Origin of the sequence: Desulfosporosinus sp. OT, from assembly GCF_000224515.1 — a bacterium.
Taxonomy (GTDB): domain Bacteria; phylum Bacillota; class Desulfitobacteriia; order Desulfitobacteriales; family Desulfitobacteriaceae; genus Desulfosporosinus.
Genome location: NZ_AGAF01000004.1, coordinates 1 through 14,229, shown reverse-complemented (window position 1 = coordinate 14,229; position 14,229 = coordinate 1). Strand labels below are relative to the sequence as shown.

General features: G+C 39.3%; 16 protein-coding genes. 8 read left to right on the top strand and 8 right to left on the bottom strand.

What is annotated here, in order from left to right; translation table 11 throughout:
• Positions 1-695 precede the first annotated feature (695 nt).
• Complete coding sequence (locus DOT_RS00225) at positions 696-1,703, top strand: LysR family transcriptional regulator (RefSeq protein ID WP_009612748.1); 1,008 nt, start codon at positions 696-698, stop codon at positions 1,701-1,703.
• Positions 1,704-2,053: 350 nt separating this feature from the next.
• Here the strand turns inward: DOT_RS00225 and DOT_RS30915 are convergent, their stop codons facing one another.
• The 3 genes from DOT_RS30915 to DOT_RS00215 all read right to left on the bottom strand — a co-directional run bounded on the left by DOT_RS30915 (position 2,054) and on the right by DOT_RS00215 (position 2,846).
• On the bottom strand, positions 2,054-2,212 hold the full coding sequence (locus DOT_RS30915) for a hypothetical protein (RefSeq protein WP_009612746.1): 159 nt from the start codon (positions 2,210-2,212) through the stop codon (positions 2,054-2,056).
• Positions 2,213-2,234: 22 nt separating this feature from the next.
• Positions 2,235-2,357 (bottom strand): hypothetical protein, encoded by a 123-nt coding sequence (locus tag DOT_RS32200; protein ID WP_009612745.1) that lies wholly within the window; start codon positions 2,355-2,357, stop codon positions 2,235-2,237.
• A 300-nt stretch (positions 2,358-2,657) separates the two neighbouring features.
• Complete coding sequence (locus DOT_RS00215; protein WP_009612743.1) at positions 2,658-2,846, bottom strand: hypothetical protein; 189 nt, start codon at positions 2,844-2,846, stop codon at positions 2,658-2,660.
• Positions 2,847-3,267: 421 nt separating this feature from the next.
• Here DOT_RS00215 and DOT_RS27580 point away from each other — a divergent pair, with 421 nt between their 5' ends.
• From DOT_RS27580 to DOT_RS00200, 3 genes are all read left to right on the top strand, one after another.
• Entirely contained in the window at positions 3,268-4,470 is a 1,203-nt protein-coding gene (locus DOT_RS27580) for an ATP-binding protein (RefSeq protein WP_050809793.1), read from the top strand.
• 346 nt (positions 4,471-4,816) lie between these two features.
• Positions 4,817-5,764, top strand: coding sequence for a DNA-directed RNA polymerase subunit alpha (locus DOT_RS00205; protein WP_040410822.1), 948 nt, complete (start codon positions 4,817-4,819; stop codon positions 5,762-5,764).
• A 487-nt stretch (positions 5,765-6,251) separates the two neighbouring features.
• Positions 6,252-7,124 (top strand): hypothetical protein, encoded by an 873-nt coding sequence (locus DOT_RS00200; protein ID WP_009612740.1) that lies wholly within the window; start codon positions 6,252-6,254, stop codon positions 7,122-7,124.
• Between the two features lie 791 nt (positions 7,125-7,915).
• On the opposite strand, the gene DOT_RS00190 is transcribed toward DOT_RS00200, so the two are convergent.
• The gene (locus tag DOT_RS00190) at positions 7,916-8,137 is read right to left on the bottom strand and encodes a hypothetical protein (RefSeq protein ID WP_009612738.1); all 222 of its coding nucleotides are present in this window, start codon (positions 8,135-8,137) and stop codon (positions 7,916-7,918) included.
• A gap of 192 nt (positions 8,138-8,329) precedes the next feature.
• Between DOT_RS00190 and DOT_RS00185 the strand changes: the two genes are divergently transcribed.
• The 4 genes from DOT_RS00185 to DOT_RS00170 all read left to right on the top strand — a co-directional run bounded on the left by DOT_RS00185 (position 8,330) and on the right by DOT_RS00170 (position 12,638).
• On the top strand, positions 8,330-9,205 hold the full coding sequence (locus tag DOT_RS00185) for a hypothetical protein (RefSeq protein ID WP_207637021.1): 876 nt from the start codon (positions 8,330-8,332) through the stop codon (positions 9,203-9,205).
• Between the two features lie 101 nt (positions 9,206-9,306).
• Positions 9,307-9,981: an SOS response-associated peptidase gene (locus DOT_RS00180; RefSeq protein WP_009612736.1), complete on the top strand. Its 675-nt coding sequence runs from the start codon at positions 9,307-9,309 to the stop codon at positions 9,979-9,981.
• Between the two features lie 315 nt (positions 9,982-10,296).
• A complete protein-coding gene (locus DOT_RS00175; RefSeq protein ID WP_009612735.1) occupies positions 10,297-10,848 on the top strand; it encodes a hypothetical protein in 552 nt (183 codons plus the stop codon).
• Positions 10,849-12,125: 1,277 nt separating this feature from the next.
• On the top strand, positions 12,126-12,638 hold the full coding sequence (locus tag DOT_RS00170) for a hypothetical protein (protein ID WP_009612734.1): 513 nt from the start codon (positions 12,126-12,128) through the stop codon (positions 12,636-12,638).
• Positions 12,639-12,771: 133 nt separating this feature from the next.
• On the opposite strand, the gene DOT_RS00165 is transcribed toward DOT_RS00170, so the two are convergent.
• The 4 genes from DOT_RS00165 to DOT_RS00155 form a co-directional block, all read right to left on the bottom strand.
• Positions 12,772-13,221: a hypothetical protein gene (locus DOT_RS00165; RefSeq protein ID WP_009612733.1), complete on the bottom strand. Its 450-nt coding sequence runs from the start codon at positions 13,219-13,221 to the stop codon at positions 12,772-12,774.
• Positions 13,222-13,338: 117 nt separating this feature from the next.
• Positions 13,339-13,539 (bottom strand): hypothetical protein, encoded by a 201-nt coding sequence (locus DOT_RS00160; protein WP_009612732.1) that lies wholly within the window; start codon positions 13,537-13,539, stop codon positions 13,339-13,341.
• A 161-nt stretch (positions 13,540-13,700) separates the two neighbouring features.
• Complete coding sequence (locus tag DOT_RS30090; protein WP_009612731.1) at positions 13,701-13,937, bottom strand: hypothetical protein; 237 nt, start codon at positions 13,935-13,937, stop codon at positions 13,701-13,703.
• Between the two features lie 46 nt (positions 13,938-13,983).
• Positions 13,984-14,229, bottom strand: a 246-nt coding sequence (locus tag DOT_RS00155) for a hypothetical protein (RefSeq protein ID WP_242833728.1), incomplete at its 5' end; no start/stop codon positions are given.

Below are 14,229 nucleotides of genomic sequence, written 5' to 3'. Positions count from 1 at the left end.
CCCTAAAGGTAGACAGGTTAAATGATAAAAATCTGTTTACTAGGAGGGGAGCTTTTCTATGTCTAAAAGAAGTATACTCATGTAGAAGAAAAGTATGAAATCATCCATAATGGGGAGTTGTGAAGCTGCAAACCAATTAGCACATGTATCCGTTCGTTGACATAAATGCGAAGTCAGGGCTAAGGTGGGTTGCGAGTTCTGTAGGCTAAAAGTGTAAATAAACGTGTACATTTGAAGAGTTATCATTCTTAGGGGATTTATAAGGTTAAAAAGGTCTACAACATCCGGCACAGGAGAAGAGAGAAGATCTAGAATCTAAATCACAACGAGTTGGCATAGTAATTGCAAGATAATTCGGTGGATTCTGAATAGCTAAAATTTAAACGGGAGTCTAACCTAAAAGATTTCACAGTATTTTTGCGAACCTGAAAATTATTTTGAGCAAGCATAACTTTAATATTTAAACATTTTACATGAAATGTAAAATATTGCAGTAATACATTATAGAAAATAATCCAAAAATATAATATTATTAGATTATTCAAACAATATTTTGTTTTTATTGGGGCCGTTTTTACGCGCTAACTTTTTTTATTTTTCTTGGATTGTTTATGACTATTTAGGAAGGCGAAAACACACGTGCGAATTGGAGAGTGCTATTTTTGATATAGAGGATCTAGGAGGGGAGATGCATCATGGAACAACACTTTCTCGTGTTTAAAGATGTTGTAGAAACCAAAAATATTACTTTATCGGCTAAGAAGCTTCACATGAGCCAGCCCAGTATTAGCTTACAGATTCAAAATCTGGAGAACGAGTATGGTGCTCGTTTTTTCGATCGCTCTAATAAGGGGGTTACGTTGACTAAAGAAGGCCAAATTTTTTATACTCATGTTCGAAGTGTCTTAGACCTTCTTTCGAATGCCAAAGAACAGATTGGTGCCCTTACCAAAAATCAAAGAGGACTGATCTATCTCGGTGCAACTTTAACGATTGGAGAATATGTTCTTCCCAACATCCTTGCTTATCTGCACAAGACTCATCCAAACGTGGACTTTAAAGTAAAAATCGCTAATACTGAATCAATTTCTCAGGATGTATTAGAGAAAAAAATACATATTGGTCTAATCGAAGGGCCAGTCACCTCGCACAAAGATCTTAATGTAGAGAGTTTCTGGAAAGACGAGTTGGTAGTTGCAATTCCTCATTTTCACCACTGGGCGTCAAGGGATAGCATTAACTTAGCTGAACTTCCCCATGAGCGACTGGTAACACGTGAGGATGGCTCTGGAACTCGCAAGGTAATGGAGATGGCCCTGAAAGAGAGAGGGCTAGATCCGAACGAATTGAATATAACGATGGAATTGGGAAGTACTCAGGCGATTAAACAACTGGTTTCGGCAGGGCTTGGCATAACAATTATCTCCTCTTTAACCGTCAGTCGGGAATGCGAGCAGAAAACATTTAAAATCTTAAAGATTGAGGATTTACCAATTTATCGGCCTCTAAGTATTCTAACCAATGCCCGAACTACCCAGACAAAAGATGAGCGCATCTTAATCAACCTACTTCATGATCATAGATTGTTGTCTGATGTCTTAAGTAGAGATGATAATGAATTAGAAGAACACACAAGTAAGACTCAGTTGGCTCACCCAACAGTGATTAATCGGAAAGGACAGAGACAAGGGGCCAAATGCTAAAAAAACACGGACCGAAATTACTCGGTCCATGCTCCTTCAACAGATAAGCGATGTTCTAATGGCTAATGCGTGGAATACTAGCCCTAGGTGAACAACTTTTGCATTTCGGACAGACATAAACCGGATTCTTCGCAGCTGAAAGAATATTGATTTTTAAGGTTTTCGCAGTGCAGTTAACCCACTTACTTAAGTGGTCCATGCTCTGACAATTTGGACAACGTAATAACACTGTTACTCACTTCCTTAGGGCATTTTATGAACAAGAGAGGACAAGTGTGACAAGTCTTGGCAGGCAGTGAAAAGTAAAGGCTACCATCTTTTCAGATGATAGCCCTTTAACTGAGTGTTGCTTAGAAGATAACGCCCAAAGCGATAAGAATTAAGATAGCGATAGCAATAACGCCCACACCAACCCCTGCACCAACGCCACCACATCCATAAGCGGCAGCCGGCATGACAGGAGCAGGACAGCATGCTCCGCTCATTCCACCATAACCCATTCCGTACATAAGAAGTTCCACCTTTCTATATCTAGAATACTATTCCCATTGCGATAAGCAGAAGAATAATCACGACAACTGCAGCAATACCGGCACCAACGCCATGCCCTGTTCCACAACCGCAAGCAGCTCCATCAGCTCCACCAAATGCCATTTGCATTTCCTCCTTTGTTAAGAGATAATTCATAATATGCACAGCGTGGAGAATGTGGAACAATTTGTAAATTTGTTTCTAGACTTGGGCAACAATAATTATTTGTTTCTTTGTATATATTACCAAATATCCCAAATTAGCATGATTATTGAATTTGAGGCATAACATCCCTCGACATGAATTTTTTCTCCTCTTTAACCTCCTTATTTGGCTCTCATCGGAAACGGTGGGGGCTTTTCTTAGTGTTTACAAGAAAAAGGAGAGCCGATAAGCTCTCCTTTAGGTATGATATGGAACTGATTAACTCGTTTGTCCTTGTCCTTGTTGATGAGCCTGCTGTCCATGATTTTGCCCTAGTCCTTGTATTTGAGGTTCATAAGCCTGTTTTTTGACATCGTCAAATTTCTTGACCATCTCGGGAAATTTATCTTTAATTTGTTCTAATTCACTGGCTGAAACACTTTTTTTAGCTTCATCTTTATTACTCAAAAAAACCGCCTCCTTAATATTTTCCTAATCAGTATTTCCGAAAATACAAAGAAATATGTTTGGTGAAGATACTACTTTGATCATAAGATTGCTTTAAGATGCGTGAATTGCTAGTTTGCATCTCTCAAGTGAACCCGTTGTTCTCTAGAGTTATAGCCCTTATTTGGGGTTAACGAGCCTCTTGTTGGGGCATGGGTTCAACTTTTATTATAATTTTGCTGAGTTCTATAAAGGCCATGTTTAAAGGATTTTACTCAGTATTCGTAGAAGTATTGTAAAATATGCCAAGGAAATTACTGGTCTTCTATGTAGGTAGATCTCAACCTTGGGATTAAACTCAGTAGGACTTTAGTAGATGGCTTTGATTAACCACCCGAAGGTACAAGATGTTTTGTATTGGTACTTAAATGGAGGTTTTAAAGTGTTGGATTCAGTGGTAAGAGTTTTAAAACAGAGTAACATGTTATCATACAAGCTTCCAGAGTTGATGCCTGGGGGATTTTTTGTTGCAACTGATGTTACGTGTCGTGAAATAGTTCATAATCCGGTGTCGGCAAGATTTTATAGAATTGAAGCTTGGAAAAGTCTCTCTTCCTCATCTTCTCCCCCTCCTCAATTCAAGGTTTATCGTGATGGTCGATTAGTAAAACCTGAGGAACTGCCCATTCAACGGGCAACCTGGTTGGGAGAGGAAGTTACAGGTGAAGAATATGAATTAATATGGCCGGACGGTATCTCAAAGGTCGGCATCTTCAATGCAAGTCCACTACGAAATGATAGCGGTGAAATAATAGGTTCAATTTGTACCTTCGATGATGTTACCCAAATTGTTCATATGAAACGAGAGTTGAATGCCCATCGTCTTCATCTTCAAAGAATGGTTGAGGAGAGAACTGAGGAGCTGAAGAGGGAGTTTGAGAAAAGAGAGACGATGGAAAGGGAAGTTGCAAAACTAGAACGGCTTAACGTCATCGGCCAATTGGCAGCCGGTCTTGGACACGAGGTTCGAAATCCGTTGACAACAATAAGAGGCTTTCTCCAAATGCTGCAGAGTAAAACCGACTTACATACTTACAAAGGTCACTTTGACCTGATGATAGAGGAACTCGATAGAACAAACTCGATAATTACCGATTTTTTATCCCTTGCCAAGAATAAACCAACAGAGTTGAAACGACAATGCTTAAACAAGTTACTAGCTAACCTATTTCCCTTACTAGAAGCAGATGCCTATACCCAAGGCAAGAAATGTGTTTTTGAACCAGGAGATTTGCCTAATCTGGATATTAACACCAATGAAATTATTCAACTGGTGTTAAACTTTGCCCGTAACGGCTTAGAAGCAATGCCCTTAGATGGGTGTCTTACAATTAACACATTTATGGAAGGGCAAAACATTGTTCTAAGTTTTAAGGATGAAGGAACTGGCATTAAGCTGGAAGATGTTTTGAAACTTGGGATCTCATTTTTTACGACTAAAGAAAATGGCACGGGTTTGGGCTTGCCTATGTGTTATAGTATTGCTGATAGGCATAATGCACAAATAGAACTTACGACTGGTCCAGATGGAACTACCTTTTTTGTCCGATTCCCCAAACCATTGGAAGTGAAAACGAATCCTTAAGTAAACTTAAACTACCCGAATCCCATCCTCTTGCATAAGAGCTCGAATACGACAAGAATATACAGTCGTTTGAGCAGGATAAAGCGAAGGTCATGGAGAAGTTGTCGCTAAGAAATTAATAACCAGTGAATCAACCTGTCGTTTGAGGCGTTTGGCGTGGAAAAAATGATAGCTTTGTCAGGTTACCTTTTAAGAGTTTAAGTTTTAGGCTATAATTTTAAGAAGAAGGGATTGTGCTAATCTGGGAAGGGGTTAATATGCTTCTCTTTTGGATTGCTGTAATTCAGTCTCTTATAAAATATAATTTCTTAAGTAATTAGAAATAGGGAAAAGAAGGTGCATTCTGCTGTTAGAAATCGAGAAGCCAAGAATCGAGTGTATTGAACGTTCTGAAGACAATTGCTATGCAAAATTCGTTGTTGAGCCACTTGAAAGGGGATATGGGATTACCTTGGGGAATTCTCTAAGGCGTATCTTGTTATCTTCTCTACCTGGATCTGCTGTGACATCGGTCAAAATCGAAGGGGTACTCTCTCAGTCTACAAAGATTCCAGGTGTATTAGAAGACGTTACAGACATAATTCTCAATTTAAAGTCTCTTGCCCTAAAAGGCTATACGGACGAAACTCGGGTTATTCGCCTAGAAGCTCAGGGGGAAGGGGAAGTTAAGGCTGCAGACATCATAACTGATCCGGATATTGAGATTTTGAACCCAGACATGAAAATAGCCACCTTGGATAAAGATGGCAGCTTATTTATGGATATAACGGTAAAACGAGGCAAGGGTTATATTTCAGCAGACAAAAATACGACGCCAGAGGATGTCAGCGGAGTTATTCCCATTGACTCCATTTATACTCCGATTTATAAGGTCAATTACTTAGTAGAAGCTACACGGGTTGGTCAAGTTATCGACTATGACAAATTAACTCTTGAAGCATGGTCTAATGGCAGTATCTTGCCTGAGGAAGCAATCAGTACAGCGGCCAGAATCCTGAATGATCACCTAAGTCTTTTCATGGGATTCACTGACGAACCCGAAGATGTTGAAACTATGGTGGAAAATGAGGAAAAATCCAAGGATAAAGTTTTGAACATGTTGATAGAGGACCTTAACCTGTCTGTTCGTTCATATAACTGCTTGAAACGGGCAGGGATCAACAGAGTTGAAGATTTGACCCAAAAGACAGAAGAAGACATGATCAAAGTGCGTAACCTTGGGCGCAAGTCGTTTGAAGAGGTGGAATATAAACTTAAAGAATTGGGATTATCGTTCCGATCAGAAGAGGAGTAATTCGTGTAAGCACAATGTGAATTGCTCAGAGAGTCTTTTCATGGCACGCTTACGCTTCGCAAGCAAGAAACGTCATCTGATTTATTGAGTTATGAGGTTCTATGAGAAATAGCACCAGTGTCCTTATCGCCTGGATACTGGTGCTATTGCGTTTTAATAAAATGCAGGATACACAAGGCCGCCTAGCTTTCCAGCAGGTGGCCTAAATTGTTTTTTGAGATAGGTGGGACTAAAGATGAGACAAATGTTTTTCAGAAAAATTTCAGATGAGCTTCAGTAAACATTCAGGTAGGTCTCAGCTTTGATTCAGATTGATATTGCATAATAATATTGTTCTCAGAAACTCTATGTCAATTGGAAAACGTTGCTTCTAGGCAAATATCCAATGCGTAAGTCTTCACCGACAACTAGGTTGCTACATAAAGACTTGCCTCGCTTTCCAATGAATAGTTGTTCACGGATCGAAAATTTAAGGAGGTTGTGCACAATGAAAAAAGTAAAATCAATCGTAATCCTGGCGTCAATGGCAACACTCTTATCTGCAACAGGCGTTTATGCAAATCAGACAAGTACTAGCAAGTTACAAACTCAGAACTTCGCTTCTCGGGTTCAGTCAGGAACGGCAAAAGGAGGATTTGCAAACAATTTGGATAGCCTAGTAACGGCCGGTACTATAACACAAACTCAAGCAGATGCCATTCAGACTGCCCTTGAAGCAGCAAAACCAACAGGCGAACCGATGAACCGTGGCCAAGAGAACGGAGCTCACGGCAGATTTGGAAATAATCTGGATAGCCTTGTGACAGCAGGAACTATAACTCAAGCTCAAGCAGATGCGATTCAAACAGCCCTCAATGAAGCAGACCCCGCAGAATCCGCAAGCGTCTTAGATGGTCTGGTAACAGCAGGTACCATAACACAAGATGAAGAAGATGCGATTCAAACAGCTCTCGAAGCAGCAAAACCCGGCGCTGAGCCTAGTAATGGTGGAGAACAGAATGGAGACAAAGGCGGATTTACTAGTGTCTTTGATAGCCTTGTGACAGCAGGTACCATAACACAAGATGAAGAAGATGCGATTCAAACAGCCCTCAAAACAGCGAACCCCGGAGACTTTGCAAGCGTCTTAGATGGTCTAGTAACATCAGGAACCATAACACAGGCTGAAGAGGATGCGATTCAAACAGCTCTTGAAGCAGCAAAACCCGGCGCTGAGCCTAGAAATGGTGGAGAGCAGAATGACGACAAAGGTGGATTTACTAGTGTCTTTGATAGCCTCGTAACAGCAGGAACCATAACACAGGCTCAAGAAGACGCAATTCAGAGTATGTTCGCAAATGAAAGGAAATCTTCGCAATAGAAAGTGGTTTCCCAAAACCAGGCCTTTTGTAAAGGAGGTTAATCCCTTGGAGTTACTCCGTAAACTCTTACTTCGATCAGACCGCTTCCGCTGTGCAGTATCCGATTACCAACGACGCCAAAAAAAAATTAGAAGTCGTCAATTAGCATCGTCAAAGTTAAAAATATTGAAGCAGTAATTGCGCTATTATCAATCCCCTCTCTTATGAGAGGGGATTGGATTGTTTTAGTGTTCTATTTCTTCAAATTTAAATTATAAAATAAAGTCACTCCTACTAAACTATTTGTTCATCTTGATGAATTTTCCGGCGTTTCATGGTAATCTTTTTGAAGATGAACATTATTCACCGAACACTTTTATCTAAAAAAGCGTTCGGTGAATAATGTTTCTGCATGAAATATTATTTTATGGGAGGAATAGTTGGAAAACGCGTTGAATGCTACGTAATATGGGTATGAAGATGAGTAAAGGTTTAACGCATAGGAAAACGGTTGCTGTAGAAAACAACGAAGAAGATAAGCTATAGAAAGAAGATGAGTTTATGATAAGATACGTTCTAGCAATTTTACTTTTAGTCGTTTCCTTTGTGATTCAAAATTGGTTAACGAGATATTTTGAATATCAATGCGGAAAGTGTCAAGGGAAATTTGATCTACCAATTTTAAAAGCCATTTTGTCTATTCCTATAATGGGAAGGAAATATGTGAAGTGTCCTAAATGTGGAAAATGGGGTTGGGTAAGCTTGATACCTAAGGGAAAAGTATAGAAGAAATTGTGCTTGGATGTATCTTTTAGGAAGGATGAGAATCCCATATCTCATCTCTAGCTTCTCGTACTGTATCAAAATAGCCCAAAGGCTTATCTAAGAACTTATCTATCCAGGCTAAATATCCAAGATTGGTAGGTGTGATAAGCCATTCACAGCCGTTGTTTCGGAAAATTACTATGCTTGCTGTTACCATCGCGGTGTAGGATTCAAAACCGTTGTTGTGAGCAAATTTTTCTTGTTCCATTAGGGCCTCCTTAGTTATTTATATAGATACTTAAAAGTATTTATCCAAAGCACAATATATATTACACTTCTACATAACAAACAAAATTCCTGTAAAAATTCAGAGTCTATGCGAGTAAAGTGGTCAAACTACCTTTTGAACAACGGATTTTACTAATACCTAAGATCAGAGTAAAGAAATGAGGGAAGAATGATGAAAAATGTTAGGAAATTGGCACTTATAATTGTGATAGGTGTGGTTATCTCGTTGGGAACCGTCAATGCAGTTACCGTTCAAAAAATGAGCGAATCATCTCCTAAAACGACTGATCAAACGGATGTCCAACCATCTTCAGCTTTTGAACCTGGGACTAAGTTTGTTCAGGAGGGCCTGAAGACGACAGATCAGACGTTTATTTTTGACAGCCAGAGGGTTGATGCTAACGGCGATGGTACTTTGGATGATGTCGTGCTTTATGGTGAGAGGGAAGATGATTTCAGTCCTGTGCAAAATATTAAAGTTGCAGTGAAGGACGGTCTTACAGATAAGTTTTCAGCAACTCCGATAGTAGATTACGGATTTATGCCCAAGCTCTTTATTGGTAGCTTTACCAATACCAAAAATAACGATATTTTTGTTTCTATTGCTACCGGAGGGAGCGGAGGAGTGAGTCAGTTCAGCCTTATGAGTTATAAAGATGGACAAATAACCTTGATTGTCCCCCAAAAAGAGTTGAATGATGGACTCGCTCTTGAGACCCAATGCCTTCCCGGGTTTATTCTGAAGGTTAGTGATAAAAACACTGGGTATATAGCTACAATTGATCTGAATAAAGGATCAACGGATTACCAAAGTCTTGGTATATACAATGAAAAAGGTGAATTATTAAAAGATCCCTTCGTACTCATTGACGGCTATGGACTACTGAACCCAGAGGATGATAACAAGGACGGTATATATGAGTTGCATGGTATTCAGATGATTTCGGTTGGTGCCCACGTGAATGGGGTTGCCAATGCCAAATCAGTGTGGACTGTAAGTAACGGTCAACTCAAGCTTTTGAGTGAGACGATTGAAGCCTATAATTAAAGAATCTTAAGCACTTTGGGTCTCTGCGGCCTTGAATCGTGGTACTGGATTAGGGTACAGGTAAATCGGAATATGCATCCTGTGGAAAGGGTGAAAGCTTGATGTGTGGCCGATATTCTTTTTCTAAACCACATGGTATCAAAGAACGTTTTGGTCTAGTTCAACTTGAATTTGAGTTTGAGCCACGTTATAACATTGCCCCATCTCAAGCCGTTCCCGTGGTAATCCAGAATAATGGCGGCAACCGTTTAGTTATGTTTCGGTGGGGACTGATACCTTATTGGTCTAAAGATGAGAGCATCGGAAATAAACTGATCAATGCCCGGGCGGAGACCTTAGAGGAAAAACCGAGTTTTCGCAAGTCCTTTGAGAAAAAGCGTTGTCTTGTCTTGGCAGATGGTTTCTACGAATTGAAAAAGGCAGGTCGAGTCAAGAAGCCCTATAGAATCATAAGACAAGACGGCGGGGCCTTTGCTTTTGCAGGTCTGTGGGATTCTTGGCTTTCACCTGCGGGTCAAACGATAAACTCATGTACGATCATTACGACAACGCCTAATAAGTTAATTGAACCAATACATAATCGAATGCCCGTCATATTACCACCGGATATGGAGTCAGTGTGGCTGGATGAGTGTGTAACTTCTAGCCATGATGTTAAAGGTTTGTTAACACCATTTCCAGCGGAAGGGATGATTGCTTATGGGGTATCGTCGCAGGTGAATTCCCTACTTAATGATGGACCAGGATGTGTAGTTCCAGTAAACAGTCTATTTTAGGATATGGCCAGAACTAGATATGAGTTAGCTCAATTCCTAGACAAAAACTTGGGCTTAAAACAGGTTGGATCGGTCTCTAAACACTCCTGCGGAAACAAGAGTGTTTAGAGACCGATTATTGATTGTAAGCAACTAGATGCTAAAGGAGCTTTTTGCTTTTGAGGGACAAGGTTCCCCTTATTTCGCAACGAAGTTATGAGATGATATAAGATATCTTGAGTTAATGTTCTAAAAATCCCATCCAATCGGTTTCAATCTCGCGGACAGGAACTCAGGAATTGCCATATTTTATAAATATAGAAAGGAGGGTAACAAGTGAAAATCAAAAGTAAATTTCTTTTCATTGTTTTGATCTTATCTATGGTGGTTGTTTTCCCCAGTACTGCTTTTGCCCAAACTGATCAATACGGATATGACGCACAAGCACGTACATTTAAAGGAACATTAGATAATTGGGAAGCCTTTCTAGAGGGTACGCCACCAACCACTTTTAGTTGGGAACAAAAAGATACCGTCTTTATCGAGAGAAAATGGAGCAAGAGCTTTGATCCTATGGTTCAAGGAAACCCACCATCAGCTCCAGGAGCTTGGCAGCAGGTTGAACTGTGGGAATATCTGTCTGGAGACGAGCTTGGATGGACGTGGCATGAAGAATTAGGTATTGTATATTCCCCAAATAGGCCGATACCCGGTGCAGTAGCACTTACACCAGAGGAAATGATGTTTCCTGGTTTTTATCTAATTAAAGACAAAGAATGGTCCATAGGGCCAAATGGTGAAGTAACTATCGACCAAGATTTATCACCTAACCTTAGAATACTTAAAAGATTGCATAAATTTTTTCAAATAAAAAGAAGATCCTTTTGATATCGAGATTTATAACCAATGATCTTACTCGTATAAAGATAGCAGAGAGGGCAGAGTCTTTGGCAGTTCGTTGCTGGGGATTCTTTTTCTTTTCAGAGATCTGGTACATGTCAAGATGACGATCTAGAAAGGAGTTAGACTTAAGTGCAGTGCAGTGCAGTGCAGTGCAGTGCAGTGTAGGGTCTAACTCCTTTATTTGGCGGGTTTCCAATATAAGTCTTCACATATTCTTCACACAAAGTTCATGCAAAAGAAGAAATTATGATTTATAATAAATACAAAGAACAAGCATTGCGAAACTATGTAAGAAAGGAGTTGTACATAAAATGAAATTGATTATTATATTAGTGGTGATCGGTATGATTCCCACTATATTTAGGACTTTGCCAGATGTTGATGAGTGCGCAGACTAACAAAAGTCTAAGTAAATACATCAGACGATTATCCGTTAAGTTAACGGTTAATATAAAGTTTTCTCATTCTTGCTCCTCCTCCGCTCCCCCTCCTAGCGAGGGGATTTTTTTTGTAATTGCAAGTCCTAATTTAGTTAATGTTTAGCTCAGCTTCCATGGCTGGGTGTTTTTTTATGTGTGGAGGTAAAAGGTAAATACTTTCGAATTGGTAATATTGTTAGGTTTGCTAAATATGATACTCAATTATTGGTAGTTTAATTGGAAGCAATATTGGCATGGTTTGGAGAGTATTAACAGAAGAATTTTATTATTGATAACTCATTTGTTTTTGAAGAAAATCGAATGACACTACATCTAAAAGATGGGCGTATTTCTTTGTTCTATTCATTTTCATAAATGGTGTGGACTTAAGCATAATATATAATGTATGTTCATCCTACTCGCCCTCATCGGAAACGGTGGGAGCATTTTTTTATTATATACATACAATCCTGCGCCACTTCACGTATTACTTAACCAGACTTGGGGTAAGATACCTCTGTAGTGAATATCTCCTTAACTCGGCTCTCAACGGACGCGGTGGGAGCCTTTTGCTTATCTCGAGACAATATTACTAGTGTGTTATTTAGTGGATGTCGAATAATGGGCATCTTTTTAGGGTCCTATTTAACATTGTAAGTACTCATTATTTGCAGGGTAACGCCGATAAATGTTGAATATATAATGTTATAGAATAACGATTAATTGCTGAGAACTCTAGGTTTGGCCTAGGGTTTACTTCAATGAGAGCAATATTATGAGGGACTCAGGATTATTTGGAGTGTGGACCGGTGACCACACCTAAGTTAACAAGGAGGGAATTAAGTGAAACAGTTATTACTTGATAACTGCATCGACATGGATACTGTCCTGTTTGATCTGGAAAGCAGTCCATATACGGTAAAGATGTTTTTGGCCTTGCTCAAAGATCAAGGAACGACTAAAAACGTCAAGAAAAAAATGACTCAATATTTTGGCAAAAAATTCAAAGTCGAGGATAGAGAAAAAGTCATCACCTATATGAAGGGTGTTGCTCATGTTGTTCTTGGGACGAGTGGAGATGCTGTTAAAGAATTGGAAGAACAGACTGGTGCAATGCTCACACAGCTAAAACTCCAAGTGGACAACGCCGAAAACTCTGTTGACTTCGAGGAGTTAGCAAAAAAATTACCAGACATCGTAACTATCGTGGGGATCTATGCTAAACTCGGTGGATACTTTCAAACATGTGCTGATTTCTTGGCACTGGCTGTGAGAATCCAGAATGGTGTAGGGGATCACAAAACTGCACAGCTGACTCAGAAGGCCTTAGATAACTATCTTAAAAAAGCTAAGTGAGAGAGGAACTCAAGTTACAATAGACGGTTTTTTAAAAATTCTTTCTTGAAGCCGAAGCCTAGCGTTGGTCAAGTAGAACTATATAAATTTTCTGATTGTATCAGGGATTAGCTCAGCATTTATTTTTACTGCCTCAGTGATATTTGTTACATGGGGCTGATATCATCCAACCACATGAAATGTAACTTCCATTTCCAACTCTTTTATGAATGTCAACAGTTAATCGTTGAAACCCTTTATCGATGGAGATCATTCCATAATGATCTGATGATTCTAGAGGAGCTAAATTCTCATTACTAAATTTTATTGGATAAGCCGAATAATCGAATTCCTTGTCTCCGATTTTTATTTTCCCAAGGAATTCATTTGGTTTACCGAATAAGCTATTATTAATTTTCCCATCGATATAAATTTCAGTCTTCTCAAATAACGAAGTGTCTTCAATACTGTACTTTATCCCATAGTAATGATAATGAATATCTTTAGGCTCCGTAGCTATCATAAATATTTTTGTACATACAATTATAAGAAGAAATGATATAAATAACCAGGTTATGGATGAATTGAAGATTTTCTTAAGCACACTAAACACCCCTTTCGACTGCGTAGTCACTAGGCGTTTGGCCTTTAGAGCATTTACTGAACGAGTTGGGGAACACTCAATAAATTGCGACAGCAGAAAATGATTGAGGAACTTTCCTTATCGCCAAACGAAATCGCCAGTAGCGATATAATACCAATCACCGTCTTTCCAACTTTGTTCTAGTAGATCTTCACCGGTTAGACCTTCTGGGTGATCAATGCACTTGTAGATAACAGGTATGCCAAGCTTTATTGCTGCTTCGCGCACGTGATGTCCATCGTGCAAGATGTACAAATCATCAAACCCAACTGCGTACACAGTAAGGACCAACTCTGAGCAATTATTTAATTCTGTTTTTTTGGATTCGGTTACCTTATCGTCGCGGTATTGTTGGCTAGAAATGATTATCATGGTACGTTCCTCGCTTTCAACTTTTTTCTTAATACCATTATAGCGTATACGCGATGTATTTGAGTATTTTAAGGTAGATTAGCCAATAAATAGCCTTCTCCATAAGAGGCACTGAACAGGATGTTGCCTACTAAAATATGTTCCTGCCTCGACAAGCCAATAAACGAAGAGATAAGCCCTATGAGGAACGAGGGTGATGTTGCTGTGGAAAGCGCATTGGGAAAAGGTGTATTCAAAGTTACATTACTAACCAAAGAGTAAACATAAAAGCGGCGGAGAGGTAATCCTTCCGCCGTTTCGAGCACATAAAATATTTTTTGAGGATGGGACCTGCCTTGGTGTTCCTAAAGTTTATTTAATATAATTTGAAACCATAACAATAATAGTATAGAAGAATAAGAATGCGATGATTATACTCACCGAAATAATCGCTCTTTTCGGATCTTCTCGCTCTTCTTTTGCAGCAGGATAGTTGTTTGATGTCCTTAAATAGAAGATAGTAGCAGTTTCTCTAGTGGCAGCCTTGAAGTTCCCATTTGATTTTTGGTTTCGGTTATCAATTACATAATATCTTCCGCTCATAAGCTTCTCTCCTTT